The sequence below is a fragment of the Halomonas sp. genome, from assembly GCF_034520545.1.
In the GTDB taxonomy this organism is placed as follows: domain Bacteria; phylum Pseudomonadota; class Gammaproteobacteria; order Pseudomonadales; family Halomonadaceae; genus Halomonas.
On record NZ_JAXHNN010000009.1, the window covers coordinates 352,241 to 377,039 of the forward strand.

The window sequence follows — 24,799 nt, forward strand, 5'->3', positions numbered from 1 at the left end:
TATATTTTTTAAGAATTTAGAAATAAATTAACAGCTAAGCATTCTATCACTGTTGGGATCCGCGAAGTTTATTTAAGTCTAATCCAAATGGCCCCGGCTTCTCTACGGGTAGTATATAGTCAGCCCACTCCTGCATCATCTCTCGCCGCTTCTCGAACAGGTCGCCACGGCGGTAGGCCGCCTCCACCTTGTTCTCGATGGTGTGGGCCAGCGCCATTTCGGCCACATCGCGGGGGTAGCTGGTGACTTCCCCGGTCCAATCCCGAAAGCTCGAGCGGAAGCCGTGGGGCACGAAGTCACCTCGCTCGCTGTCCAGGCCATAGCCCATGCCTCGCATCAACTGGAGCATAGCCATATTGGATAGGGGACGTCCATAGCGAGCGCCGGGAAACACATAGGGGTTGCCCTTTACTCTTGGGAGTTTTGTCAGTAGTTCCACTGCTTGCCGTGACAGTGGGACACGGTGTTCGCGGCGTGCCTTCATCCTGTCGGCAGGGATTATCCAGGTCTCATTGTCGAGGTCGATCTCTGGCCACTCTGAGCGAAGGACTTCCGAGGTTCGTGTCGCTGTCAGCATCAGGAACTGCAGTGCCTTGGAGGAGATGCTAGTGTAGCCCTGGAGCTCACCCATAAATGCAGCGACATCGTCGTATGGCATGGCCGGGTGGTGGGTCACCTTCTTGACCCGGGAAGGTCGGGCCAGCAGCTTATCTAGGTGGCCACGCCAGCGGCCCGGGTTCACGGGGTCTCGGTAGTTATGAGCCGCAGCGTAGTCGAGGACGTTCTCGATTCGCCCCTGTACCCGTTTGGCCGTTTCGGTCTTGCTGGTCCAGATCGGCGACAGGATCTTCAAGACATCTTGGGTGGTGACCTCATCGACTGGCTTACTGCCGATCACAGGACGTGCGTAAGACTTCAGGGTGCTGACCCACTGCCGTGCATGCTTAGCGTTCCTCCAACTGCGACGGTGGGACATGATGTATCGCGCGGCACAGCTGGTGAAGGTTGGTGCCGTCTCGTCTACGTGATCGTCTTCTGCTCGTGCCTCCAGTGGATCGAGTCCTCCCTTTACAAGCTTTCGGTTATCCGCCGCCCGTGAGCGTGCCTCAGCCAAGCTGACGTCCGAGCTGCTGCCAAGGCCCATGTCGCGAAGTTTCCCATTTCGTCGGAACCGATAGATCCAGCTTGCTCCCCCTTTCTTGCCGATCTTGAGATACAGGCCTTCACCATCATTGGTCAATCCAGGCTTGGCCTCCCTGACCAGTTTCTGTACCCCGCGTGTGGTGAGCTTGCCCATGGCCACTTCCTCCGTTGTCGGAGGGATGAGCGTACCATATGCTGGCCCATACTCCAGCCCATACTTTGATTCTGTAATCAGCGATACAGCTTTGGATGCCCATGGACAAATAAGTCAAAAAATACAATTAAAACAGTGAGTAAATGGATGATACTGGACTTGCCTGTATTGTAAGTAGGCGGACTCCCCCTCCGCCAACCGCCTATATCAACGGCGGTTTTTTTGTGTCATGCCGTCGCATCCTATCCTATAAAATCAGCAACTTACCTGCTTTCTTTGTATCAAGGCGTCTCACCGTCTATCGTCCAAGCATAAATCCTATGTTGGGTACAAAGTGGGGTAAGCGCCATGCCGAGGAAAGCCCGAGAGTTAGCACCCGTCGAGGTCAAGCGCCTGACCGACCCTGGCTTGTATGCCGTGGGCGGCGTTGCCGGCCTGCATCTGCAAGTCACCAACTCCGGCGCCCGGTCGTGGATTCTCCGCACCACCATCGCCGGCAAGCGCCGTGACCTTGGCTTGGGCGGGTATCCAGACGTGACCCTTGCCCTGGCCCGTGAGAAGGCCCGAGAGACCCGCGAGCGTATCGCCCAGGGCATCGACCCGGTAGCCGAACGCCAGCGCCTGCGATCCGCCGCCCTTGCCGAACGGCTGAGGGACATGACCTTCGAGAAGGCCGCCGAGGCGGTCGTGGCCAAGAAGCAGGCCGAGGCCCGCAACCCGAAGCACGGCAAGCAGTGGGCGAGCACCCTGGAGACCTACGCCTATCCGGTCCTTGGCCCCATGAGCGTGGCCGACATCGAGCTGGCGCACGTCAAGCAGGTGCTTGAGCCCATCTGGCAGTCCAAGACAGAGACCGCGACCCGCGTTCGCCAGCGCATCGAGGCGGTGCTGTCATGGGCTGCCGTTCATGGCCACCGCAGCGGTGAGAATCCCGCCCGCTGGAAGGGCAATCTGGATGCGGTGCTACCGGCGCCGACCAAGGTCTCGAAGGTAGAGCACCACCGCGCCATGCCCATGGATGAGATGCACGCCTTCATGGAGGCTCTGGAGAAGCGCAAAGGCATCGCCCCGAGGTGCCTGGCCTTCACGATCCTGACCGCTGTTCGCTCCGGCGAGACCCGCGCCGCGACGTGGGACGAGATCGACCTGGCCGAGAAGGTATGGACGATACCCGGCGAGCGCATGAAAGCAGGGCGCGAACACCGGGTTCCGCTATCCACCCCGGCTGTGGAATTGCTGGAGTCGCTGCCCCGTTTCGCTGGCTGCAACCTGATCTTTCCCAACTCCCAGGGCCGCAAGCTGTCCGACGCCACCCTGGCCGCTGTGCTCAAGCGGATGAAGCTGCACGAGAAAGCCACCGTTCACGGCTTTCGGTCCACCTTCCGTGATTGGGCCGCCGAGCGCACCAGCACCCCGCACCACGTCGCCGAGATGGCCCTGGCCCACACGATCAAGAACCACGCCGAGGCCGCCTATCGTCGCGGCGACCTGCTGGCCAAGCGGGCGAAGCTGATGCAGCAGTGGGCCGACTTCCTGGCCGCCGCGCCAGCCCAGGCCGAGAACGTGACGCCGATCCGCGAGAACAAGGTGGCCGCCGAATAGCTGGCGCCACCGACCCCGTTGGCTGGCTAGGGCCGATCACCCGAACGCATGGCTACTCCACCATGCCCGCCAGCCATCCCCAACCTGGAGTGCGCGAGGAGTAGCGCGATGACGGACGATTCATGCCCACCCTTCATCCTGCCTGACAGCGTTCTGAAGCGGCGCCAAGGGCTTCTGGAGGGCGCCATGCCTAAACCCTTGCCACGCCAGTGGGCTGAGCACCTGGAGCTGCTGACGGCAGACGGCAAGCTGACCAGTGTGGACGACATGCTGACGCTGATGCGTGCCGAGTTGGACAGGCTGCAAGAGCAGATCGATGCCGACGAGGAACCGGACAGGCACTCAGAGTTGGTGCTGGCCGCTCCCATGGCGGAAATGCTTGACGAAAAGACTGACCTAGAACAGCGCGAAAGTCGCCGGGAAGTGTATTTCGGCCTCCTACTTGGTTATCTCTATGGCCGCCTGACGAAGCCGGGTAAGAAATCCGAAGCCGAAGCATCCACTGCCCTGATGAAGATGAGGTTAGATCGCGAACGAAAGTCCCTGGGCGGCAAATCTGGCCGTACATTGAGCCTGGAGGGTTTTGTAGATGAATGGTTCGAGTGGGTTTTGTCCGGTTCTCCAGGGAAGAAAAGCGAATTCGATAGCGATATGGCAAAGCGCTTCAATGTCTCTGAAAAAACCATTGAAACTGAGAGGCTTAAGTTGCAGCGAGAGTACAAATCAGTCGAACAGAACATGAGTGAAAATCCCTAAACGCTAGTTCCTAGGGAGACGATCAAGGGGGATCTTCATAACCTCTGGCGTGTAAACCCATACCGTGAGGTATCACGCCATGACCACCGAGAAAGACCGCACCTTCCTGACCGCCAAGCAGGTCGCCGCCCGCTATGATGTGGGGGTGGCGACTATCTGGCGCTGGGCACGCGACCGCGACGACTTCCCGAAGCCCAAGAAGCTGGGCGACAACTGCACCCGCTGGCGCCTGGCCGACCTGGAGCAGTTTGAAGACGAGCGGGAGGTGGCCTGATGCTTGCCCCTATCATCCCGTCTCGCTATGCTCAGGGGGCTGCTGCAAATTCAGCAGCCGGGTTTGGCGACCCGATCACTTCTAGGCGCACAAGCGCCCACCATGAAGCAGGCGCTTTTTTCATGCCTGGCATTCATGACTATGGTGGCTGTGCGTGGGAGACCTCCGGGTCTGCCGGTTTCCTAGAGTGCCGGTTCGCCAACCTGCGTACAGCCACCCCCACCAACTGTTTGGCGACAGTCGGGGATGGCTCCTCAACTCTAGGAGTCTCACCCATGTTCCCTACCCCCAATCCGTCTGCACGCGCCGCCGCGCATCGAGCGATGGCGAAAGCCGCGTTGTTCTCAGACTCAAGCGCCGCTGTCCGGCTCAAGCGCTTCAATCACCACATGAGCAAGTCCCGCCGCCTGGAAGCCCAGGCCATGCCCGCCTTCACGATCTACCTGGCTCGAACAGGCGAGCGCCTGGAGGTTCGCGCCGAGACCTGGCAGCAGGCCATCGAACACACCGGCAGGGCCGACGCCTGCCTTGTCGAGATCATCGTGCCTGGCAAGTTCGACCTGACCTTCAATCCTGACTCCCCCCTGACCGTTGCTGATGCAGACCTGAGCCGTGGCCTCGCCACTGTGGTCGCCCTCCTTGACGGAGCCGAGCGTGGCCGGGAGGTGCAGGCATGACTTCCATCGAGACCCAGGACCGCATCGACGCCCATACCCGCCAGGCGTGGGCACTGGCTGAACTGCTGCAATCTCACTTCTCCGACGAGGGACGCGACCCGATGACGGATACCGTCATGGTCTGCCTGATGGAGAACCTGGCCAGCCACCTGCGCCACATTCGCGCCCTCAACAGCGGGCAGGAGGTGGACCATGAAGGGTGAAACGATCCTCACCGCGCTGGGCGCCGGCACCATCGAGGAGGCCGTCGAGGAAACCCGCTACGCCATCGAGAAGCAGGCCAACAGCATCGGCACCGTGCTGGACACCAACTACGGCTATCTGCGCCTGACAGATGACGAGAGCGCCGAGGTTCAATCCTTGGTTCGTCGCCTGCTGGAGCGCCGACTGGCCGTGCTGGAAGGAGGGCAGCCGCATGTTTGAGGTAGCCCACACCCTGGCCGCTTGCTGGCGCTGGCTGGCCGGGGCGATCCGACCGAAGCGCCAACCCCACCACCGTCGCTGATGACAGGAGGTATTCATGCAGACCGAAACGCGAAAGGCCCGGCCCCCAATGGGGAACCGGACCCGATACGACGCGCCACACCCAGCGCAAGACAAGCATACCACCATCGAGGCCGCACTGGCTGATGCCCTAGCCTCTCGTGGCATTACCGGCCTGGCGATCCGCACCGATGGCGACGTTCATCGCTTCGACGCCCCGGATAAGCGCCGGGGCAACTTGGCCGGCTGGTACGTCTGCCCCACCTTGGAGGTGGCGGTATTCGGCTTCTGGCACACCGGGGAGCAGCAGACCGTCACCGTGGCCGGCGAGCATGACCCCATCGCTGCCGAGCAGGCCCGTCAGGCTGCCGCGAAAGCGCGACGTGGACGAGAGGTCAGGCGCCAGCAAGAACAGGCCCAGGCCGCCCAGCAGGCCCGCCAGACGTGGGCCGCTGCCGCACCGGCTGACCATCTCCACCCCTACCTCACTGCGAAGGGTGTGCAGCCCCACAACCTGCGCCAGCGGGACGGCACGCTCCTGGTGCCGCTGTACGCCGAGAAGGAGCTGGTGAGCCTCCAGCGCATCCATGCGGACGGCACAAAGCGGTTCCTCACTCGGGGCAGGATCAAGGGCGCTGCATCGCTGGTGGGCCGTCTGGCTGGCGCTGGACACGTCTACGTCACCGAGGGGTGGGCAACGGCGGCAAAGATCCACGAGGCGAGCGGCTGCCCGGTCGTGGCGACCATGGCCGCAAACAACCTGGAGCCCGTGGCCCGCACCCTGCGCCGCAACCTGGCTGCCCATATCGCCATCACCATCGCCGCCGACAACGACCGGCGAACCCCTGGTAATCCCGGCCTGACCTATGGCCGCCACGCTGCCGAGATCATCGGCGCCGACATCACCTGGCCGCGCTTCCCCTGCGAAGACTGCGCCTGCTCCGACTTCAACGACCTCGCCGCCTGTGAAGGCCGCAAGGAGACTGCTGCATGACTTCCCTTCTGACACAACTGCACGACACCGCTGAGCCGATGGAGCCGCCCAGGGCGCTGCCTACAAGTCTGCCACCCGTGGAACCATTCAACCCCGCGATGCTTCCCGAGGCGATCCGCGCCTATGTCATGGACGTGGCCCAGCGCCAGCAGTCGGCCCCGGAGTATTGCGCCGTGGTGGCCCTGATCGGCCTGGCCGGCGTGGTGGGCCGAAAGGTGCTGATGCGCCCGAAGCGGTACGACGATTGGACCGTCACCCCCAATCTATGGGGCGCACTCATCGGCGGACCCTCTTCGATGAAATCGCCCACCCTCAAGGCGATGCGCTTCCCCCTGGACGCCATCGAGAAGGAGTTGCGCGAGGCGCACGAGGCCGCACGGGCACAGCACGAAGATGATGCCGAAATTGTTGAGATGGAGCGCCAGGCCGCCAAGCATCGGGCGAAGAAGAAGGCCGGAGAGGGCGACCGTGACGGCGCCCGCGCTGAGCTGGCCAAGGTTACGAGCCTGGAGGATCCCTCCGAGTCACCGCCGCGCCTGACCGTGAATGACGCCAGCGTCGAGGCGCTGGGCGAACGGCTCAACGAGAACCCCAATGGCCTGACGTTGGTACGCGACGAACTGGCCGGATGGCTGGCCAAGATGCAGCAGGAGGAGCACGCCAGCGAACGAGCGTTCTATCTGGAGTGTTTCAACGGCGATGGCCGCTACACCTACGACCGCATCGGGCGCGGCACCATTGCCATCGAGAACTGCACACTTTCCATCATCGGTGGCATCCAGCCGGCGAAGATTGCCCCGCTGGTGCGAGGCGTGGCCAAGGGTACCGACGACGACGGCCTGATCCAGCGGTTCCAACTGGCGGTATGGCCCGACCAGCCCAAGCACTGGCAGTGGGTGGACCAGGCGCCATCGGCCCAGGCCAAGGACCAGTACCGTCAGGCGTTCTATGCGCTCCACGCCATGACCTTCGAGACCGAGGACGGCGAGCCGCCCACCTGGCGATTCAGCGACCAAGCCCAGGCCGCATTCATTACCTGGATGGAGGAGCTGCAAACCGAGGCCAGGAGCGAGGAGTTGCCGCCTGCCCTGGAGTCCCACCTGCTGAAGACGCCCAAGACCGTCTGCGCCTTGGCGCTGCTGTTCGCGCTGGTGGACGGCGAGCAGGGGGAAGTCGGCTATGCCTCCACCTGCCGTGCCCTGGCTTGGGCGGACTTCCTGCGCAGCCACACGGAGCGACTGTACAGCGCCGTCACCGGCAGCCAGGTGGCAGGCGCCCACCTGATCCACCAGCGCCGCGCCAAGCTGCCCCAGCCGTTCACTGTGCGCGACGTGCGTCGCAAGCAGTGGTCTGGCCTGGCCAATGTGGAGGAGGTGCGCGAAGCCATCGAGGTGCTGGAAGACCATCACCACCTGCGCCGCTTCGAGGTGCCTGCCGAGACCGGACGCACCAAGACCATTTTCTACTGGCATCCGAGCCTTGCGCCGAAGGAGGGGGAGTCATGAACCGCTGGCTGGAAAAACTGGGAAATGCGCCAGGTGACGAACTGACAAAGCTGACAAAAGGGGGTTCTGTCAGTTCTGTCAGTGCCCCGACCGGCGCTTTTGAGGAAAAAAACGCATCGAGCAACCGCTGGCTGGCCAAGCTGACCAATACGTCCCGGCACCTGGAGGAAGTGTCAACGGCTCCAATGCCGACCGTGGTCGATGACAGCCCGCTGGCTTCAGTTGTGACGCCTGAGCCTGACGAGCCGAAGGGGGCGCCTGCTCCCTTGCAGGAGGTCGAGCGCATTATCGAGGTGCTGACGCGGGAGGTAGGCCGAGACCTTGGCGCCGACCTGGAGAACCTGATGCGCCGCGCCATGGGACCGCTAGACCGAGGTACCCGCGCCACCCTGGCCGCCGAGATCGACAACGCCTTCGAGAGCGCCCAGGGCATCATGCAGGCCCGAGAGCAGGCTGCCCAGGCGATCCGGGGCAGGGTGGGCGATCCACCACCGGCAACGCTGGATGACTGGCTGACCTGGATCGAGGCCCGCTGCTCGATCAATGCCGACGACCGCCGCCACCTGGCCGACCACCTCAAGTGGCTGTCGCCGGCAAAGCTGGCCACCACCTGCCGCTGGTATGTCCAGGCATGGGCGAAGGCTGCCGCTGCCGAGACCGAGGTACGACGCCAGGAGAACGCTGGGAGGAGGGCCGCCAACGCATCGCTGGTGACACCCAGGGCGACAACGCTGACCAAGGCCACCCATTGCCCGCGCCAGCAGCAGAACGGCGCACCGGAGCCGCTGCCGGCTGGTGTGCGCATGAGCTGGACGCTTCGAGTGGACGGCAAGCGACTGGCGATTGCTGGGCGCCCGATGACCCAGGAGGAGGCACTGGCATCTGCCCGCGCTCGTTGGCCTGGCGCTGACGTGGAGGTGCTGACTGATGCTTGATGACGCCATTCTGGAGGCGAGCCGCCTACTGGCCAGCCTGCGCTCGATGCGTGCCGCCCAGACGGTCGTGGACGAGGCCGAACTGGCGCTGTCTGCCCTGGAGCACGGCAACCCCAGCCATCACACCCTGGACTTCGTGGCCGACGCCCTGGAGCGCATCGACAGCGGACTGCCCCATGGCGCCCTGGCCGGGTTCGTGCGGGTCCGGCTGCGTCACCTGGCCGGCATGGTCGCCGCGATGCAGGACAACACCCCAACCCCACCATCGGCAGCCTGACCTGGAGGACATCACCATGACGACGATCACCCGTGACACACTGGCCCAGGCCGCCCAGGAAGGCACCGGCATCGCCCACCTGAGCCCAGGGCAGGCATGGGCCGCCCATCGCCTGGCCATGCCACCGGAGCGCCTGGAGAAGCCGCTGGCGCCTCACATCGCCGCCCTGCTGGAGAACGTCGAGCGTATGGCTCATCGCCGTTTCTTCGATGACGTGGCGCCGGACGACGCCGAGGCGATGATTCACCGCGCCTATGACGAGGATCACCCGATGTTCCTGCGCGGCCCGCTTCTGGAGACGTTGCGCGAGGGCATGGTTGAGTTCATGCCGGGGCTGACGCCTTCCGGGGTCAACGACAAGGGCGAAGCGGTTTACCGCCTGACCGACATTGCCGCCGCCCTGGACGTGACCGAGGACGAACTGCTGGCGCGTGCCGAGGCCATGGGTCTGAAAGACAGGCTGAGCACGACGATCCACCCGCTGCACTGACCCTCACAAAACCTCAGACTCACCGGCCCCGGCAAACGCTGGGGCCGACCTGTATCTGGCCGTGCAAGCATCGAGCAGCAACCGCCCTGGAGACCGCGCCACACCTGGCCTTTGTGATCGACCCGGCACGCAACGGGGCAACGAAGGCAATGGTTCAGAACAACGGAACGCAACAACCATTCGAGACTGCACGGCGAGTGTGCACTGGTGGGCAGGACTGCCAAGGCCAGTGGAGCAACCTGCTACGCTGATCAAGCACGACGCAATCCAAGGAGTGAGGAGTTGAGCATGTTCTGTCCGCAATGTGGGAAAGCCATGGCAACCACGGATGCGAAGTTCTGCCATGCCTGTGGCAGTCGGCTTCCCCAGGATGGCGCACCCGAGGAGGCCCCGCTTCAGGGTGAGGCGCCAGGCATTGAGAGAGGCCAGCGCCAGGCTGCCCAGCCCTCTGGAGTGAGAGGTTGGCTACTGGTGCTGGTTGGTGTGCTGATGATCGTGGTGCCCTTGATAGGTATAGGGTCATTTCTGAGTCACCTCGCCATCCTGAAGCACCTTTATCCCTCGCTGGTCGGCGAGTCAGGCTGGGAGCAGTATTTGTTGTGGATGTGGCTGGCTGTGGGCGGCACCGCTGGGTTGAGCATCTATGCCAGCCTACGCCTGCTGAACGGCAAGACTTCAGAGGACGTGGAAGCAGTGTGCACCATGCTCTGGGTAATCGGCCCTGTCGCGGCTGTAGTGGTCAATGCCCTGATTCCATACCTGGTGTCCATAAAAACGATTCTGATCTACGACTACATAGGGCTGACTGGAACCCCTTTGATCGCCTCAATCATTGGCAGCTCGTTGTTCTCGCTGATTTGGACCTCATACCTCAATCACTCTCGCAGAGTGCGAAACACCTACTTGCAGCCCCAGGCTGAGCCCCAGGGCGCCAGCCAATGACCCCAGGCCCTCGCAGTCCTGGCCCAAGGGCGCGATGCTGATAACGATTCATAACGCCAGGAGCCTGCCATGCCGAGACGCCACACGATCACAAGCCGCTGCCTGCGTTTCGAGAACGGCGACCGCTACATGGTCGCCATACCGCCGCCCCGGCATATCGTGGTGCTGCCCGACGATTGGCCCGTTCGAGTCGTACGTCGCTGGCGCTGCCGCTGGTTGCTGCTGCGCCGCTGGTGGACAGGGTGGACGCGGTAGTCGGCAGTTCACGCACCATTTCACGCAAACCTTTCACGCACCCTGGTTGCGCACAGGTTCGCACCGTTGGTTCGCGTCCCAAGCTGCGAACCTGTCCCCTTACGAACGAAACCATACGAACCAGACGGTCAAGACGAATGGTGCGCAGTTCAGGTACGCAATTCTAAGTGCGCACCACCGGGGATGGTACGAGGGTCGTGTCCGAATTCTCGGGCTCGTACTTGAAGGCCCCCGGAGCTTTCGGACCAGTACGCACGCGATGACCTAGGAGGATCACGATGGACGATCAAGCCGAGCTGCGCCGCCGATACCGGGCATGGTCCCGAGCCGTGGACAGGGGCGAACGCCTGCCCTTCCCCGAGGAGTGCCGCGACCTGCGCTGTGGCGCCAAGACGAGGGCCGGAACGCCCTGCAAGCGCCGCGACCTGTATGCGTCGGGCCGCTGCCGCCTTCATGGCGGGGCAAGCACTGGACCGAAGTCAGGACCGAGGGCGAAGCGACCGGAGCCGCCGAAGGTGGAAGCGCCCTATGATCCGATGGAGAACCCCGAGTTCCTGGCGATCCTGCGCCGTCAGGGCATCCCGGTAGGCGACATCACCGAACGGGTCCGGTATCGGTAGCCTGGGCCATACCCCATGAGAGGGTCAGAAAACTCAAGGTTCAAACCCCATGATGACCTCACGAAACCTAGCACCGAATTGGCGCGACTGGCTGGCAAATGATGGCACCGAGGAGCTGGCCCATGAGTGACGACGACAGGCCCGAACGGTCACCCCCGGTCTATCGGTTGACGCCCGAGGAGCGGGAGACGCTGCGGGCTGAGATGAAGGCTTCGGGCCAATGGATGAAGCGCCAGTTGGCTATCGACCCGGAGTTGCGCCACCTGGACGACGACCGCCAGTCCCCCGACGACGAGGAGGGCGCTGGTCCTGGCCATGGCTGAAGTAGGGAAAAACAGGGATTCGCACCGGCTGATGCCTCATTCCTTCCTGTAGCTTTTAGGCTACAATAGTCCCGATGATGGAGCTGACGCACTACCTAACCGCCGATGGCCATGACCCGTTCCAAGCCTGGCTGGATACCACCAAGGGCAAAGATCGTCAGGCCGCCATGCGGGTGCTGACTCGCCTCAACCGCTTGGCTGCTGGCAATGCCGGCGACACCAAGGCCGTTGGCGATGGAGTGCTGGAGCTGAGAATCGACTATGGCCCAGGCTACCGCGTGTATTACGCCAAGGTGGGCAGACGCCTGGTGATGTTATTGATCGGGGGCACCAAGAAGCGACAGCAGGCCGACATCGAGCAGGCCAAGGCGTTTCTGGCGGACCACCGAAGGAGAGCACGGACATGAAAAGCCACGACACCGCTGTTATCGAGATGCTGCGCGATGACCCTGACATGGCGCTCGATTACCTGCGCACCGCCTTCGACGAGCTGGACGAGGAGGGCGGCGAATCCGCCTTCTTGCTGGCGCTGCGTCATGTGGTGGAAGCCCAGGGCGGTATGGCGGCTGTGGCCGAACGCGCCAAGGTCTCACGCGAGAGCCTGTATCGGGCGCTGTCGCCCAAGGGCAACCCCACCCTGCGAACGATGACCGCCGTCATCAAGGCGACCGGCATCCACTTCCATGACCTGACGCGACAGGCATCCTGACATCTGTCCGATGCCCGCACCTGGAAGAGCACGCCACTTTGGAGTCCTGGAGAAGTGGCCGGCGACTGTCGCCAAACCCAGCTTATAGGGCATTATCCAGCATCATCCTAGCGCCTTTCTTTTCGTGGGGCAGGTTGTGGGGTATGCGGAAAGTTGTCATATAAGCGATTGATTCAAAACTACCAGAGGCGGACTCCCCCTCCGCCACGAATATCGAAAAAGCCGCTGATTTCAGCGGCTTTTTTCTTTTCTAACTGTACCGAGCCCATACTTTGCACTTGGCTTCCCTTGGCGCATTCAGGATTCCGTTGCACAAGTCTCCCTGCGCATGCCTTGACTCCTCTTCCTCTCGGCCTTATACCCAATTGCCATCTTGGCTGTCCATTAGCTGACACAGGCAGGGCAACTGATCTTCCGGGACTCTACACTTTACCGCGTAATACATAGGCTATGGTGCTTGAGCTTGCGAACCACGCTGGGCTGGCTGATGCCGAGCCGTTCGGCGATGGCATAAGTTGAGGAGAGCGTCGCGCAGAGTTCTGCGAGAATGGCCCGCTCGGTGCGGGCCAGGGCGTCCTTCAGGCCCTCCTCCTCGAGCAGCTCGGGAGGCGTAGCCACTGCCTGCTGGCCTTCGTCCAGGCTCTCGCGGATCTCTTCCGCGGCGTCCGGTCCGGGCGGGGCTAACTCCCCAGCATGGATGACGTCGTCGCTGGATAGCCAGGCACGCTCCAGCCAGTTTTCCAGCTCCCGCACATTGCCCGGCCAGTCCCGACTCATTAGGGTCTTCCAGTTGTCCCGGGCGAGCAGTTTGTCCTGCCCGTAGCGGCGGTTCAGACGCTGGAGCTGACGTTCCACCAGGCCGGGGATGTCCTCGCGGCGTTCGCGCAGCGGGGGCAGGGTGACTGGGATGACGTTCAGCCGGTAGTAGAGGTCCAGGCGGAAGGCGCCGTCTTCAACGCGCCGGCCGAGGTCCTGGTTGGTGGCAACCACCAGGCGGAAGTCGACGCGGCGGGACTGGTTGTCGCCCAGCCGAGAGATGCGCCCATCCTGGATGGCCTTCAGCAGCTTCGTCTGCACCCCTAGGGGCAGTTCGCCGATCTCGTCGAGAAAGAGCGTGCCGCCGGCGGCCTGCTCGATCAGCCCGATGCGCCCGCCTGGCGCGGCGCCGCTGAAGGCCCCGGCGCGATAGCCGAACATCTCCGCCTCGAACAGGCTCTCCGGGATGGCGGCACAGTTGACGTCGACGAAGGGGCCATCGCGGCGCGAGCTCCAGCGATGCAGCTGGCGGGCGAAGGCCGTCTTGCCGACGCCGGACTCGCCGAGCATCATCACGGTCGCATCCGTGGGGGCCACCCGGCGGAGCAGCAGGGCCACCTCCCGCATCAGTGGGCTCTTCACCTCCAGCTCGTCGAGCTCGCTCTCCAGTGCCGCGTCTTCCTGCTCAAGTGCCTGGTTGCGCTTCAGGTGATCGCTGAAGCGCTTCTGGAGGAGCGTGTATTCCTGCTGCAGCAGCTGAAGGTCGGTGAGGTCCATGGAGCGGCTGACCACGGCAACCAGCTTGCCTTCCTCGAAGACCGGGTGCGCCTGGGCGATCACCCGGCGGCCGGTGGTGGTGCGCTGAACGAGTTGCGCCGGTTGGCCGGTGCGCATCACTTCCATGCTGATCGACGGCTTCAGCACGCCCTCGGCCTCGAGGCGTTGCACGCTGCTGGCACGGAGCGCCTCGCAGGAGATGCCGTAGACCGCGGCGGCACTGGGGCTCACATAGCGCACCTTGCCGTCGGCATCGACCACGAAGAAGTGGTCATGGGCGGTGTCGACGATGGTCCTGACGATAAGGCTGTCGATGGTACTCATCTGGGCGGCCTGTGATTCATTAATGCATCAATGATTCATTATTGCATCATTTTTGGGCCGTGAGCGATCCAGTTATGAATCAATGGCCCGCAACAGGCCCCATGAACCCGGGTGGCATGGTTTATGCATTTCAGTAGGTAGAGCGCTTGGCGTTTTCATCACTGACCACAAGACCGAAGGACGTTCACATGAGTGATTTTAACCAGCCCCTGGGTGGCAACGAGATGCCGCGCTTCGGTGGGCCCGCGACCATGATGCGCCTGCCGACCCAGACAACGGCCGAAGGGCTGGATGCCGCCTTCATCGGTATCCCCCTGGATATCGCCACCTCCAACCGGCCGGGTACCCGCCTCGGGCCGCGCCAGATCCGCGATGAGTCGCGCATGCTGCGTCCCTATAACATGGCCACCCGCGCCGCACCCTACGACAGCCTCCAGGTGGCGGACATCGGCGATGTGCCGATCAATACCTTCAACCTGCTCAAGACGGTGGACATCATCACCGGTTTCTACGATGAGGTGCTGCGTCATGACTGCAAACCGCTGACCCTGGGCGGTGACCACGTCATCGCCTTGCCGATCCTGCGCGCCATGGCCAAGAAGCACGGCCCGGTGGGGCTGATCCAGATCGATGCCCATGCCGACATCAACGACCACATGTTCGGCGAACCCATCGCTCATGGCACTCCCTTCCGCCGTGCCCAGGAGGAGGGGCTGCTGGCCAAGAACAAGGTGGTGCAGATCGGCCTGCGTGGCACCGGCTACGCCGCGGAAGATTTCGACTGGTGCCGTGAGCAGGGCTTTCGCGTGGTGACCGCCGAAGCGTGCTGGTACAAGTCGCTCGAGCCGCTGATGGCCGAGGTGCGCGAGCAGATGGGCGATACGCCGGTCTACATCACCTTCGATATCGATGGGCTCGACCCCTCCATCGCACCGGGCACCGGTACCGTCGAGATGGGTGGCCTGACCGCCCAGCAGGCCTTGGAGATCGTCCGCGGTGCCTGGGGCCTGAACGTGGTGGGAGGCGACCTGGTCGAGGTCTCACCCCCCTACGATACCAGCGGCAATACCGCCCTGGTGGGCGCCTCGTTGCTCTATGAAATGCTCTGCGTGCTGCCGGGCGTGAAGCGTCGCGATTGAAGCCTCTGGCCTACATACGGGCCAGCCATAGATTCAGACAATGACAACACAAGCTGAGGTCCTCCATGTCATCCTCTCTCGATAGCGCCGACAACATTGCCCTCGAGGGCGCGCCTCTCTCGCGGCACGGCCTGTTCAAGTTCCTCGTGCCATCGCTGATCGGCGTGCTGCTGTTCCTGGTGCCCTTCTCGGTAGACGATACCATCAACATCGGCATGGGCTTCGCCGCCGATGGTCTCAAGGCCCTGCTGGGTGAGGCACTGCCCGCCATCGCCACCCTGGTCCTCTGCCTGTCGTTTGTGCTGACCATCTACGTGAAGGCCGCCAGGCCCTCCTGGGCGCAGGGCAGTGCGCTGGGGGAGCTGTTCGACGTGGCCCCGCTGTGGACGGTGATGCGCGGGCTCGGGGCGCTGTTCGCGCTGATGACCTACTTCCAGGTCGGGCCGGAATTTGTCACTGCCGCCTTCACCGGTGGCGTGATGCTCAACGACCTGGCGCCGGTGCTGCTGACCTTCTTCTTCTTTGCCGCCATCCTGCTGCCGTTCCTGGTCGACTTCGGCTTCATGGAGTTCATCGGCAGCCTGCTGCGCACCCCCTTCCGCTGGATCTTCGGCCTGCCCGGCCGCAGCGCCATCGATCCTGCTGCCGTTCCTGGTCGACTTCGGCTTCATGGAGTTCATCGGCAGCCTGCTGCGCACCCCCTTCCGCTGGATCTTCGGCCTGCCCGGCCGCAGCGCCATCGATGCCACCGCCTCTTGGATGGGCTCCGGCACCGTCGGCGTCCTGATCACCACCCAGCAGTACGAGAAGGGCTTCTACAACTGCCGCGAGGCGGCGGCCATCGCCACCAACTTCTCCATCGTCTCCATCGCCTTCGCGATCCTGGTGACCAGCTTCATCGGCATCAATCACCTCTTCGTGCCCTTCTACCTGACGGTGGTGGTGGCCGGGCTGGTGGCGGCGGTGATCGTCCCCCGCATTCCGCCGCTCTCGCTTAAACCCAATACCTACTACGAGCCCGTGGGCTGTCAGCTCCGGGAGGAGCCAACGGGTGATCAAGGCCTGCTGCGCTTCAGCCTTGGGATAGCCGTGGCTCGGGCGGAGAAGGCGCCCGGCCCGCGGCAGCTTGTGCGCATTGCGCTGTTCAATGTCGCCGATATCTTCTTCGGCCTGCTGCCGCTGGTCATCGCCATCGGCACCGTGGCGCTGATCCTGGCCGAGTTCACGCCGCTGTTCACCTGGCTGTCGATGCCGATGGTACCGGTGCTGGAGTGGATGGGCCTGCCGGAAGCCGAGGCCGCGGCACCTGCCACCCTGGTGGGCTTCGCCGACATGTTCCTGCCCGCGGTCTTGGGCAGCAACATCGAGAGCGAGCTGACGCGTTTCGTGATCGCCTGCCTGTCGTTGACCCAGCTGGTCTATATGTCCGAGATCGGCGCCCTGCTGCTGAAATCGAAGATTCCCCTCAAGCTGTGGGAGCTGGTGGCGATCTTCCTGATCCGTACCGCCATCACCCTGCCGATCATCGTCGTCATGGCCCACTGGCTGGTGGGATGAGGGACCGCCCAATGACCTGTGCAGAACTGCTGATTCGCCTGCTGCGAGACACCTACGGCGTGGATACCGTCTTCGGTATCCCCGGGGTCCATACCGTCGAGCTCTATCGCGGGCTGGACGGCGGTGAGAAAGCCAGCGGCATCCGGCATGTCACCCCGCGCCACGAACAGGGCGCGGGCTTCATGGCCGACGGCTATGCCCACACCACCGGCCGGCCCGGGGTGTGCTTCATCATCACCGGCCCCGGCATGACCAATATCGCCACGGCCATGGGCCAGGCGCTGGCCGACTCCGTGCCGATGCTGGTGATCTCCAGCGTCAATCGCCGCGACACCCTGGGACGCGGTCAGGGTCGGTTGCATGAACTGCCGAGCCAGCAGCAGCTGATGGCGGGCCTCTCGCGGTTCAGCCATACCCTGCTGGAACCCCAGGCGCTGCCCGAGGTGCTGGCCAGGGCCTTTGCGGTGTTCGAAGGGGGACGGCCGGGGCCGGTGCATATCGAGATCCCCATCGACCTCTTCGATGCCCCGGTCGAGGAACCGACCAGCTGGCGACGTCCGTCACTGGCCGGTGCGGCGCCGGACCCCGACGCCCTAGAGAGGGTCGCTGACTGGCTGGAGAAGGCGAGGCTTCCCCTGGTGCTGCTGGGCGGCGGCTGCGTCAAGGCGCCGGAGGCGACGAGGGCGCTGGTGTTGGCCTTGGACGCCCCGACGGTCACCACGATCAATGCCAAGGGGCTACTGGGTCTAGACCATCCCCTGGACCTGGGCGCCAATGCCTCCCTGCCCGCCGTGCGCGAACTGGCCAGGGAGGCCGACGTGGTGCTGGCCATCGGCACCGAGCTGGGCGAGACCGATTACGACGTCGTCTTCGATGACGGCTTTAGCCTGACCGGGCGGCTGATCCGCGTGGACATCGACCCCGAGCAGCTGGCCAGAAACCACGCGGCGGACCTGGCGCTGGTGGCGGATGCCGGGCTCACCCTCAAGGCCCTGGCCAGGCGTTTTGCCAAGACGTCCCTCCAGCGAGACGGCGTGGAACGGGCCCGGGCGACCCGGGAGGCACTGGGGTTGGCCCAGGACCCGGCCTTAGCGCCCTATGTGCCGCTGTTCGATACCCTGCGTGACACCCTGCCGGAGGCGATCCTGGTCGGTGATTCCTGTGCCACCACCTATGCCGCCAACCACCTGGTGGCCCAGCCGGCGCCGCGGCGCTTCTTCAACGCCTCCACCGGCTACGGCACGCTCGGCTACGGCCTGCCCGCCGCCATGGGCGCCAGCCTGGGGCAGCCCGAGTTGCCGGTCGTGGTGCTGGTGGGTGACGGCGGCATCATGTTCACGCTGACCGAGCTGGCCTGCGCGGTGGAGGAGGGCCTGCCGGTGGTGGTTCTGCTGTGGCACAACCACGGCTATGAAGAGATCCGCCGCTTCATGGATGGCGCGGATGTTCCGCGACTGGGGGTGGATATCCAGGCGCCGGACTTCCAGATGCTGGCCGCCGGATTCGGCTGTGTCGCTCGCCGCGTTGGCGACCCGCAGGCCCTGGCCGCGGCGATCCGCGAGCGCCCGCGGCAGGGGCCAGTGCTGATCGAGGTCGACGCGGCCGCCTGGAATGCCGCGGTGCAGGAATAGCCTCCCACTGACCCGGAACCCCACTGCGAGAGAGTCACCCATGCAACAGCTGACACGACAGTTCATCGACAATTGCTGGGTCGAGAGTGCAGGCAAGCGTCGCCTGCTCGTCACCGACCCCTACCGCCAGGAGACCATCGCCGAGCTCACCGCCGGCGATGTCGCCGATGTGGACGCCGCCGTGGCCGCTGCCCGCCGCGCCCTGCCGGCCTGGCAGGCGCTGGGCGGTGAGCGGCGCGGTGCCTACCTGGCGGCCTTCGCCGATGCCCTGAAGGCGCGCCGGGATGCGCTGATGCGCCTCTCCTCCCGCAACAACGGCAAGGCCCTGGCCGAGGCGGGAATCGACTTCGACGATGCCATCGCCTGTTACCGCTACTACGCCGGCCAGGCCGCCGAGCTGGAGGCGCGCCAGGGGCGCATCGTCGAGCACGGCCTCGACGGCATCCGGGCGCAGACCTACGAAGACCCCGTTGGCGTGGCGGGGCTGATCACCCCCTGGAACTTTCCGCTGGTGACCAGCGCCTGGAAGATTGCCCCGGCCCTGGCGGCGGGCTGCACCGTGGTGTTCAAGCCCTCCGAAGTCACCCCGCTGCCCGAACAGGCGGTGGCCGAGATCGCCGAGGCCATCGGCCTGCCCGCCGGGGTGCTCAACCTGGTACACGGCGACGGCGAGGGCATCGGGGCGCCGCTCACCGCCCACCCCGGCGTCGACAAGCTCTCCTTCACCGGCAGCAATATGGTGGGTGAGAAGGTCATGCACGCGGCGGCGAAGGGCGTGCGTAACGTCTCCCTGGAGCTGGGCGGCAAGTCCCCCATCCTGGTGCTGGACGATGCAGAGGTCGAGCAGGCCGCCGATTGGGTGATGGCGGGTATCTACTTCAACTCCGGGCAGGTCTGCTCCGCCACCTCGCGGCTGATCGTGCACGCGGCTCTAGCCGATGCCCTTTACGACGCACTTGCTCAGCGCATGGACGCGATTCGCCTGGGCGACCCCCTGGCCGACGACACGGACATGGGCCCCATGACCAGCACGCGCCAGCGCGAAGCGGTCGAGCGCTACCTGGCGGTGGGTCGGGAGGAGGGGCTTGTGGCGGTGCGCGATGGCCGGCATCGCCAGCTGCCCGAGCGCGGCGAGTTCGTCGCCCCGACGCTCTACCGCGATGTGCCGGTCGAGAGCCGCCTCTGGCAGGAAGAGATCTTCGGGCCGGTGCTCTGCGGGCGCAGCGTCACCAGCAATCAGGAAGCCATCGAGCTCGCCAATGCCAGCCCCTTCGGTCTGGCGGCCACGGTGGTCGCCGGTGATGTCGAGCGCGCGCGAAGGGTGGGTCGCCAACTGCGTGCCGGCAGCATCTGGTATAACAGCGAGCAGGTGGTGATGCCGGAAGCCAGCTGGGGCGGCTTCGGGATCAGCGGCATCGGCCGTGAGCTGGGCCCCTGGGGATTGGCGGAGTATCTGCAGGTCAAGCACTTGATCGGGCCTGCGTTTTCGCCACGCGGGCAGTAGCGGTGATCATAGCGCCACTGCGGACTGCCGTGCAGGTAGCTGACCAGCAGCTGCTGGCTACACAAAATGTACAGAGGGAGGAAACACTACCCGTCGAAATCGGCGGTGAAACGCACTGGGGATTCCTCGATGTGCCAGTCCATCCCGGCCTGTTGCCGCCAGACCTCCAGCGGTTGTTCTGGTCAAGTCAGAGCGGACATCTTAGATCGGTAGAAAACGGACATTTCTAATCGGGGTTGACATTTCCATGACCTGACGCATCACGCCTCGTAAGGTGTTCGGCGCCTGATGGCCCAGGAGCGAGTAAAGTCGGTATGGTAGTTGGTACGGCAGTTGGGGAGTGGAACCAGTCGAGCCATGAGCGATGGAATTCAGACCCTGTTGCTTGCCTCACCTACCCAGGAGAACGCGCCAGCATGGAAGCGATCACCAGCATTGGGCGGGATTCGAACCGTGGCCTTGGTGAGGCGAAAGGCTCATCTCTTGTACGCCGAACTCGGCCGAGTGGCGCACCAGCGACGATGAAAAGGAATCTCCCCTCATGACGCAAGACCGGTTGTTTCCCGCTTCGGCCATGCCGGACCAGGACTGGTGGCATACGCTCTGGCCAGATCCTGACAGGGTCGTCACGGCCTTGTGCATCGAGCCGGGGATGAGGGTCGTCGATCTCGGCTGTGGAGATGGCTATTTCACGGCCGCCATCGCCCGGCAAGTGGGTGCGGGGCATGTCGTCGGTTTCGATATCGACCCCCTCATGATTGAACAGGCGCAAGCGGCGTGCAAGGGAATGTCGAATTGCAGCTGGCTGCTCGGGGATGCCATGGAGCTGAGCCGTTTGCTGACTGCGCCGGTAGACTACGTGCTGATCGCCAACACCTTTCACGGCGTACCGGACAAGACGGCACTGGCCCGAGAAGTCGCTGCGGCCTTGAAGCCCGATGGCCGCTTGGCCATCGTCAACTGGTATCCCCTGCAGCGGGAGCAGACGACCGTTCTCGGGCAGCCGCGAGGCCCCAAGACCGACATGCGCCTGTCGCCGGAACAAACCCGCACGGTGGTCGAGCCGGCGGGCTTCAAGCTGGAAACGAGCGTCGAACTTCCTCCCTACCATTACGGGGCTATTTTCACGCGTATCGTCGATGCATAAGTCACCGGGCTATATATGCAGCATTCGGCACGTTAACTGCCCCTCGAATGCCCGTCTCGGCCTGATCGACGGGGTGTCAGGGCAGGGGTGTTTCCTCCTCAGGTCAGTCGGGCTAGGCTGATCCGTTCGGTCCACTGACGAGAGGGATGATGCGATGCGCTTTCGGTTCACGTTGCGACTGTTGGTCATCCTGCCCCTGGTAATGCTGACCGGCTGCGAGGAGACCCCGACGGGACGCTCCCAGCTGGTTCTGGTGCCGAACGCTCTGATGGCTCAGCTGGGCGAGGATACCTTCGACCAGTTGCGTCAGCGTCAGTCGGTATCACGCGATGCGGCCGTCAACCGCCGGGTACAGTGCGTAGCCAGGGAGGTGGTGGCCGCTGCCGAGGAGCTCTACTCGGCCGCTGACCTGCCCGAGGCCTGGGAGGTCGCTGTCTTCGAGGATTCCTCTCCCAACGCCTTCGCCCTGCCGGGAGGGCGCATCGGTGTGCATACCGGCCTGCTGCGGGTGGCCGAGAATCCGGCCCAGCTGGCGGCGGTGATCGGTCACGAGGTCGGCCATGTGCTGGCCGACCACGGCAACGAGCGTCTCACTCAGCAGCTCGGCATCAAGGCCGTGCTGCTCTTGGTGGGGCTGTTGGGCGAGGGAGAGCTGGGAGGGCAGCAGTTGATGCAGGCCCTGGGCCTGGGCGCCCGGCTCGGCATCAGCCTGCCTTTCAGCCGCGCCCATGAGGAGGAGGCCGACCTGATGGGCCTGGCGATCATGGCGCGGGCGGGGTTCGACCCGCAACAGAGCGTGGCGCTGTGGCGCAACATGGCAGCCGCTGGCGGTGGTCAACCCCCCGAGTTTCTCTCTACCCATCCGGCGCACGGCTCGCGTATTGAGGCGTTGCAGCAGGCCATGGAGGAGGCCATGGCGAACTATCGTAACGCTAACCTGGCTGACTGTTCCGGGTAGCTGTGGGGGTCGGGCATTCAATCACCCGGTAGCTTATTCAGTTACGGCTGTCGCATTAGAAGTATGTAACCCATGTTTTGCGGGTGTCCCTGTCGGTCGCATTGGCTGCTGGCGTCCTGTGAACTGTGGCAGGCTGGTATATCTTTGAGTGTAATGGGGTCTTTCAAGGCGAAAGACCATCCGAATATGCGAGGCCTCCATGGGGTTCAGGCAAGGCGATGTAACAGGAGGGGCGATCGGGGCCTGTTTACTGGTCGCCGGTTTGGCTTTGGCTTCCTCGGTACCGCTCGCCGCCCAGATCCTGTCGCCACCGCAAGAGATTCCCGAGCCGCTGGTATTCGCGGGCTCCGACGACTATCCACCCTTCCAGTGGCTAGACGACGATGGTGAGCCGAGAGGATTCGTGATCGACCTCCAGGACGCTATCGCGCATCAGCAAGACCTCGAGGCCGAGCACTTGCTGATGGCCTGGGATCAAGCCATCGAGGCCGTCGAGACAGGCGAAGCGGATGTGGTGGCGCTGTTCGTCTCTGAGGAAAGAGAGGAGCGATTCGACTTCACCTCGCCGATCTATTACGTGGCGCACGGCATCTTTGCGCGCTCTCCCGAATCGGTCCAGAAGAAACCCGATGATCTCTCCGGCATGCGGGTGGCCGTCGTGGAAGGTAGCTATGCGCAGAATCAACTGAGGGAGAACCCGGCTGGGGGAGAGCTTAGGCCCCAGGAGGACATCAGGAGCGCCTTGCTGGCCGTGGTGGAAGGCCATGCGGATATCGCCATCGTCGCCGCCCACACGGCGCGGCATGTCATCGGCGCGGCAGAGCTTGATATCCATCAGGTCAGCCGGCCCTTTTGGCCCACGGCTTACGTCTTCGCCGTCAGGCGGGGGCGTGACGACCTGCATGCGTGGCTGCAGGAGCAAGTGGGCCTGCTGCAGGCCAAGGGCACCTACTTCGATATCCATGCCGACTGGCTCCCCGAAATGGAGTGGCAGCCCACGACCTGGCGGGACCATCTGCGCACTCTTGCCTGGATAGCGCTGCCGCTGTTGTTGCTGGGGGCAGGCGGTTACCTCTGGTCCTGGTCCCTGCGCCGGCAGGTGGCCCGCAAGACCCGTCTGCTCTCCAGGGAACTGATGTCTCGACGGTCGCTGCAGGGCGAGCTCGAGTATCGGCTCGAGCACCACATGCTCACCGGGCTTTTCAATCGCAGCGCCTTCATCAGCAAGCTCGACAGCCTCATTGAGGCCGATCCCGAATGGTCGCCGACCATCGCCCTGATCCAACTGGTCAATCTCGAGCAGTTGATCACTGCCTTCAGCTACCAGGTGGCGCTGGAATTGCAGAGAACCTTTGCCAGGCTGTTGGAAACGCAGGATTTCCGTCTGGTCGGGCACTTCGGTTCCGGGCTATTCGCCATTGTCACGAGTAAGCCACTGGAAGGCAACGACGTCGTCGGGCGCTTGACCGAACCGCTGAACCTCGGCTCGGTCGATCTCGATCCCGTCTACGTCGTCGGCATCGTCAACGAGGCAAGCCTCGAAGCAGACGAAGGCGCCGATGAGCTGGTTCGCCGTGGCATCCTGGCTGTAGCGATGGCCCGAGAGGCCCACCACCGCTGGGTGATCTACAGCACCGATCTCGAGCCGGATATCGATGACCTGCTCCTGCTGCAGGACTTCCATCGCCACGGCACCCGCGACATGTTCCTCGAGTATCAGCCTCAGTTGGATATCGAGAGCGGAAGAGTGAAGGCAGCCGAAGCGTTGATCCGATGGCATCATCCCAACCTGGGACTGGTATCGCCGGGGCGCTTCATTCCCATGCTGGAACAGGCCGGGCTGACACACTGGATCACGCGCTGGGTGATCGAGGAGGCCAGCGACATGCTGCGGCGCACGGGCCTGGCTGCCTCGGGCTTTCGTGTCAGCGTCAATCTGGCGCCCCAGGATCTCATGGAGCCCGACCTGGTCGATTTCATCGCCCAGTGCCTAGCGCCGCCGATGCCGGCACGCAGCCTGTGGCTGGAAATCACCGAGACCGGCTTCATCCGGGATCCATTGCGCATCCGTGATGTGCTTTCCGATCTCCACGATGCCGGCGCCTGCATCTCGGTGGATGATTTCGGCACCGGCTACTCTTCGCTCTCCTACATGAGCGAGTTCCCTGTCGACGAGGTCAAGTTAGACATGAGCTTCGTGGGCGACATGCTGACCAATGACCGCCATTACCTCATCGTGCGCTCCACCATCACCCTTGCCCACGAACTGGGGCTGACGGTGACCGCCGAGGGGGTGGAGGACAGAGAGAGCCTCCGGACCCTCGTTGCCATGAACTGCGACACGATCCAGGGCTTCTACCTCTCTCGACCATTGCGTGAAGAGAGCCTCCTCGCTTTCCTCGACCGCGACATGGAGAAGATGCTCTCGGGAGTGGCCCGCAGCGAAGAGTGAACAACGGAGGAGAAACAGATGCGTGACGATGTCGAGATGGTCGACGTGCCGCTGGATCGGGTGCGCCGTTACCTCGAGCCTGGCCCCATTGTGCTGGTCTCATCTGCCTGCGGTGGTGAGCGCGATATCATGACCCTGGGCTGGCATACCATGATGGCCTTCTCGCCCTCCCTGGTCGGCTGCGTCATCTCCTCCGGCAATCACAGTTTCGAGCTCGTGCGCCGCAGTGGGACCTGCGTCATCAACCTGCCGATGACGGCCTTGACCGCTGTGATAAAGGCGACCGGCATCCACTTCCACGATCTGACGCGACAGGCATCCTGAAACGCACCCAATGCCTGCACCTAGAAGCCCACGAGCAGTGGCTGGTGAGCATCGCCTCGCGGTCGCTCAAGGGATTCAATCCGACATCTGC

26 protein-coding genes and 2 pseudogenes are annotated in these 24,799 nt (G+C 63.7%); 26 read left to right on the plus strand and 2 right to left on the minus strand.

Annotated features, from left to right (window positions below):
* Positions 1-46 precede the first annotated feature (46 nt).
* The gene (locus U5L98_RS06650; RefSeq protein ID WP_322557540.1) at positions 47-1,297 is read right to left on the minus strand and encodes a tyrosine-type recombinase/integrase; all 1,251 of its coding nucleotides are present in this window, start codon (positions 1,295-1,297) and stop codon (positions 47-49) included.
* Between the two features lie 348 nt (positions 1,298-1,645).
* On the opposite strand from U5L98_RS06650, the gene U5L98_RS06655 reads away from it, so the two are divergent.
* The 17 genes from U5L98_RS06655 to U5L98_RS06735 all read left to right on the plus strand — a co-directional run bounded on the left by U5L98_RS06655 (position 1,646) and on the right by U5L98_RS06735 (position 12,139).
* The gene (locus tag U5L98_RS06655; protein WP_322557541.1) at positions 1,646-2,899 is read left to right on the plus strand and encodes a tyrosine-type recombinase/integrase; all 1,254 of its coding nucleotides are present in this window, start codon (positions 1,646-1,648) and stop codon (positions 2,897-2,899) included.
* 108 nt (positions 2,900-3,007) lie between these two features.
* Positions 3,008-3,655 carry a hypothetical protein gene (locus U5L98_RS06660; protein WP_322557542.1) on the plus strand — a complete coding sequence of 216 codons (648 nt, stop codon included), beginning with the start codon at positions 3,008-3,010 and terminating at the stop codon, positions 3,653-3,655.
* Positions 3,656-3,734: 79 nt separating this feature from the next.
* Positions 3,735-3,929, plus strand: coding sequence for a helix-turn-helix transcriptional regulator (locus tag U5L98_RS06665; protein ID WP_322557543.1), 195 nt, complete (start codon positions 3,735-3,737; stop codon positions 3,927-3,929).
* 275 nt (positions 3,930-4,204) lie between these two features.
* Positions 4,205-4,606: a hypothetical protein gene (locus tag U5L98_RS06670; RefSeq protein ID WP_322557544.1), complete on the plus strand. Its 402-nt coding sequence runs from the start codon at positions 4,205-4,207 to the stop codon at positions 4,604-4,606.
* Positions 4,603-4,809, plus strand: coding sequence for a hypothetical protein (locus U5L98_RS06675; protein ID WP_322557545.1), 207 nt, complete (start codon positions 4,603-4,605; stop codon positions 4,807-4,809). Before U5L98_RS06670 ends, U5L98_RS06675 begins: the two co-directional genes overlap by 4 nt.
* Complete coding sequence (locus U5L98_RS06680) at positions 4,799-5,029, plus strand: hypothetical protein (RefSeq protein ID WP_322557546.1); 231 nt, start codon at positions 4,799-4,801, stop codon at positions 5,027-5,029. Before U5L98_RS06675 ends, U5L98_RS06680 begins: the two co-directional genes overlap by 11 nt.
* 97 nt (positions 5,030-5,126) lie before the next feature.
* Positions 5,127-6,083, plus strand: coding sequence for a toprim domain-containing protein (locus tag U5L98_RS06685; protein ID WP_322557547.1), 957 nt, complete (start codon positions 5,127-5,129; stop codon positions 6,081-6,083).
* Positions 6,080-7,588 carry a YfjI family protein gene (locus tag U5L98_RS06690; RefSeq protein ID WP_322557548.1) on the plus strand — a complete coding sequence of 503 codons (1,509 nt, stop codon included), beginning with the start codon at positions 6,080-6,082 and terminating at the stop codon, positions 7,586-7,588. Before U5L98_RS06685 ends, U5L98_RS06690 begins: the two co-directional genes overlap by 4 nt.
* A gap of 185 nt (positions 7,589-7,773) precedes the next feature.
* Positions 7,774-8,523 carry a hypothetical protein gene (locus U5L98_RS06695; RefSeq protein ID WP_322557549.1) on the plus strand — a complete coding sequence of 250 codons (750 nt, stop codon included), beginning with the start codon at positions 7,774-7,776 and terminating at the stop codon, positions 8,521-8,523.
* Positions 8,516-8,800: a hypothetical protein gene (locus tag U5L98_RS06700; RefSeq protein WP_322557550.1), complete on the plus strand. Its 285-nt coding sequence runs from the start codon at positions 8,516-8,518 to the stop codon at positions 8,798-8,800. The genes U5L98_RS06695 and U5L98_RS06700 overlap by 8 nt, the downstream gene beginning before the upstream one ends.
* A gap of 16 nt (positions 8,801-8,816) precedes the next feature.
* Entirely contained in the window at positions 8,817-9,290 is a 474-nt protein-coding gene (locus U5L98_RS06705) for a hypothetical protein (protein WP_322557551.1), read from the plus strand.
* A gap of 288 nt (positions 9,291-9,578) precedes the next feature.
* Entirely contained in the window at positions 9,579-10,232 is a 654-nt protein-coding gene (locus U5L98_RS06710) for a DUF2569 family protein (protein ID WP_322557552.1), read from the plus strand.
* Positions 10,233-10,301: 69 nt separating this feature from the next.
* Positions 10,302-10,487: a hypothetical protein gene (locus tag U5L98_RS06715; protein WP_322557553.1), complete on the plus strand. Its 186-nt coding sequence runs from the start codon at positions 10,302-10,304 to the stop codon at positions 10,485-10,487.
* Positions 10,488-10,765: 278 nt separating this feature from the next.
* Positions 10,766-11,107, plus strand: a complete 342-nt coding sequence (locus U5L98_RS06720) for an HGGxSTG domain-containing protein (RefSeq protein WP_322557554.1) — start codon at positions 10,766-10,768, stop codon at positions 11,105-11,107.
* Positions 11,108-11,229: 122 nt separating this feature from the next.
* A complete protein-coding gene (locus U5L98_RS06725; protein ID WP_322557555.1) occupies positions 11,230-11,430 on the plus strand; it encodes a hypothetical protein in 201 nt (66 codons plus the stop codon).
* 74 nt (positions 11,431-11,504) lie between these two features.
* Positions 11,505-11,837 (plus strand): type II toxin-antitoxin system RelE/ParE family toxin, encoded by a 333-nt coding sequence (locus U5L98_RS06730; RefSeq protein ID WP_322557556.1) that lies wholly within the window; start codon positions 11,505-11,507, stop codon positions 11,835-11,837.
* A complete protein-coding gene (locus U5L98_RS06735; protein ID WP_322557557.1) occupies positions 11,834-12,139 on the plus strand; it encodes an addiction module antidote protein in 306 nt (101 codons plus the stop codon). Before U5L98_RS06730 ends, U5L98_RS06735 begins: the two co-directional genes overlap by 4 nt.
* A gap of 429 nt (positions 12,140-12,568) precedes the next feature.
* Here U5L98_RS06735 and U5L98_RS06740 read toward each other — a convergent pair whose 3' ends face one another.
* Positions 12,569-13,996, minus strand: coding sequence for a sigma-54 interaction domain-containing protein (locus tag U5L98_RS06740; RefSeq protein WP_322557558.1), 1,428 nt, complete (start codon positions 13,994-13,996; stop codon positions 12,569-12,571).
* Between the two features lie 188 nt (positions 13,997-14,184).
* On the opposite strand from U5L98_RS06740, the gene speB reads away from it, so the two are divergent.
* The 9 genes and pseudogenes from speB to U5L98_RS06785 all read left to right on the plus strand — a co-directional run bounded on the left by speB (position 14,185) and on the right by U5L98_RS06785 (position 24,708).
* Entirely contained in the window at positions 14,185-15,135 is a 951-nt protein-coding gene (gene speB, locus U5L98_RS06745) for an agmatinase (protein ID WP_322557559.1), read from the plus strand.
* A 65-nt stretch (positions 15,136-15,200) separates the two neighbouring features.
* A pseudogene (locus U5L98_RS18730) lies at positions 15,201-15,737 on the plus strand (YjiH family protein); the annotation flags it as partial.
* Between the two features lie 58 nt (positions 15,738-15,795).
* Positions 15,796-16,692, plus strand: a pseudogene (locus U5L98_RS06755) (YjiH family protein); the annotation flags it as partial.
* A gap of 11 nt (positions 16,693-16,703) precedes the next feature.
* The gene (locus U5L98_RS06760; protein ID WP_322557560.1) at positions 16,704-18,323 is read left to right on the plus strand and encodes a 5-guanidino-2-oxopentanoate decarboxylase; all 1,620 of its coding nucleotides are present in this window, start codon (positions 16,704-16,706) and stop codon (positions 18,321-18,323) included.
* 40 nt (positions 18,324-18,363) lie between these two features.
* On the plus strand, positions 18,364-19,827 hold the full coding sequence (locus U5L98_RS06765) for an aldehyde dehydrogenase family protein (RefSeq protein WP_322557561.1): 1,464 nt from the start codon (positions 18,364-18,366) through the stop codon (positions 19,825-19,827).
* A gap of 541 nt (positions 19,828-20,368) precedes the next feature.
* A complete protein-coding gene (locus U5L98_RS06770; protein ID WP_322557562.1) occupies positions 20,369-20,974 on the plus strand; it encodes a class I SAM-dependent methyltransferase in 606 nt (201 codons plus the stop codon).
* 154 nt (positions 20,975-21,128) lie between these two features.
* Positions 21,129-21,932, plus strand: a complete 804-nt coding sequence (locus U5L98_RS06775; protein ID WP_322557563.1) for a M48 family metallopeptidase — start codon at positions 21,129-21,131, stop codon at positions 21,930-21,932.
* 199 nt (positions 21,933-22,131) lie between these two features.
* Positions 22,132-24,384: a putative bifunctional diguanylate cyclase/phosphodiesterase gene (locus tag U5L98_RS06780; RefSeq protein ID WP_322557564.1), complete on the plus strand. Its 2,253-nt coding sequence runs from the start codon at positions 22,132-22,134 to the stop codon at positions 24,382-24,384.
* Positions 24,385-24,402: 18 nt separating this feature from the next.
* Positions 24,403-24,708, plus strand: coding sequence for a flavin reductase family protein (locus tag U5L98_RS06785; protein ID WP_322557565.1), 306 nt, complete (start codon positions 24,403-24,405; stop codon positions 24,706-24,708).
* Positions 24,709-24,799 lie beyond the last annotated feature (91 nt).

Bases quoted from the DNA above. Each gene is read 5' to 3' on its own strand.
- U5L98_RS06650 (WP_322557540.1), bottom strand. From the start codon at position 1,297: ATGGGCAAGCTCACCACACGCGGGGTACAGAAACTGGTCAGGGAGGCC.
- U5L98_RS06655 (WP_322557541.1), top strand. From the start codon at position 1,646: ATGCCGAGGAAAGCCCGAGAGTTAGCACCCGTCGAGGTCAAGCGCCTG.
- U5L98_RS06660 (WP_322557542.1), top strand. From the start codon at position 3,008: ATGACGGACGATTCATGCCCACCCTTCATCCTGCCTGACAGCGTTCTG.
- U5L98_RS06665 (WP_322557543.1), top strand. From the start codon at position 3,735: ATGACCACCGAGAAAGACCGCACCTTCCTGACCGCCAAGCAGGTCGCC.
- U5L98_RS06670 (WP_322557544.1), top strand. From the start codon at position 4,205: ATGTTCCCTACCCCCAATCCGTCTGCACGCGCCGCCGCGCATCGAGCG.
- U5L98_RS06675 (WP_322557545.1), top strand. From the start codon at position 4,603: ATGACTTCCATCGAGACCCAGGACCGCATCGACGCCCATACCCGCCAG.
- U5L98_RS06680 (WP_322557546.1), top strand. From the start codon at position 4,799: ATGAAGGGTGAAACGATCCTCACCGCGCTGGGCGCCGGCACCATCGAG.
- U5L98_RS06685 (WP_322557547.1), top strand. From the start codon at position 5,127: ATGCAGACCGAAACGCGAAAGGCCCGGCCCCCAATGGGGAACCGGACC.
- U5L98_RS06690 (WP_322557548.1), top strand. From the start codon at position 6,080: ATGACTTCCCTTCTGACACAACTGCACGACACCGCTGAGCCGATGGAG.
- U5L98_RS06695 (WP_322557549.1), top strand. From the start codon at position 7,774: ATGCCGACCGTGGTCGATGACAGCCCGCTGGCTTCAGTTGTGACGCCT.
- U5L98_RS06700 (WP_322557550.1), top strand. From the start codon at position 8,516: ATGCTTGATGACGCCATTCTGGAGGCGAGCCGCCTACTGGCCAGCCTG.
- U5L98_RS06705 (WP_322557551.1), top strand. From the start codon at position 8,817: ATGACGACGATCACCCGTGACACACTGGCCCAGGCCGCCCAGGAAGGC.
- U5L98_RS06710 (WP_322557552.1), top strand. From the start codon at position 9,579: ATGTTCTGTCCGCAATGTGGGAAAGCCATGGCAACCACGGATGCGAAG.
- U5L98_RS06715 (WP_322557553.1), top strand. From the start codon at position 10,302: ATGCCGAGACGCCACACGATCACAAGCCGCTGCCTGCGTTTCGAGAAC.
- U5L98_RS06720 (WP_322557554.1), top strand. From the start codon at position 10,766: ATGGACGATCAAGCCGAGCTGCGCCGCCGATACCGGGCATGGTCCCGA.
- U5L98_RS06725 (WP_322557555.1), top strand. From the start codon at position 11,230: ATGAGTGACGACGACAGGCCCGAACGGTCACCCCCGGTCTATCGGTTG.
- U5L98_RS06730 (WP_322557556.1), top strand. From the start codon at position 11,505: ATGATGGAGCTGACGCACTACCTAACCGCCGATGGCCATGACCCGTTC.
- U5L98_RS06735 (WP_322557557.1), top strand. From the start codon at position 11,834: ATGAAAAGCCACGACACCGCTGTTATCGAGATGCTGCGCGATGACCCT.
- U5L98_RS06740 (WP_322557558.1), bottom strand. From the start codon at position 13,996: ATGAGTACCATCGACAGCCTTATCGTCAGGACCATCGTCGACACCGCC.
- speB (WP_322557559.1), top strand. From the start codon at position 14,185: ATGAGTGATTTTAACCAGCCCCTGGGTGGCAACGAGATGCCGCGCTTC.
- U5L98_RS06760 (WP_322557560.1), top strand. From the start codon at position 16,704: ATGACCTGTGCAGAACTGCTGATTCGCCTGCTGCGAGACACCTACGGC.
- U5L98_RS06765 (WP_322557561.1), top strand. From the start codon at position 18,364: ATGCAACAGCTGACACGACAGTTCATCGACAATTGCTGGGTCGAGAGT.
- U5L98_RS06770 (WP_322557562.1), top strand. From the start codon at position 20,369: ATGACGCAAGACCGGTTGTTTCCCGCTTCGGCCATGCCGGACCAGGAC.
- U5L98_RS06775 (WP_322557563.1), top strand. From the start codon at position 21,129: ATGCGCTTTCGGTTCACGTTGCGACTGTTGGTCATCCTGCCCCTGGTA.
- U5L98_RS06780 (WP_322557564.1), top strand. From the start codon at position 22,132: ATGGGGTTCAGGCAAGGCGATGTAACAGGAGGGGCGATCGGGGCCTGT.
- U5L98_RS06785 (WP_322557565.1), top strand. From the start codon at position 24,403: ATGCGTGACGATGTCGAGATGGTCGACGTGCCGCTGGATCGGGTGCGC.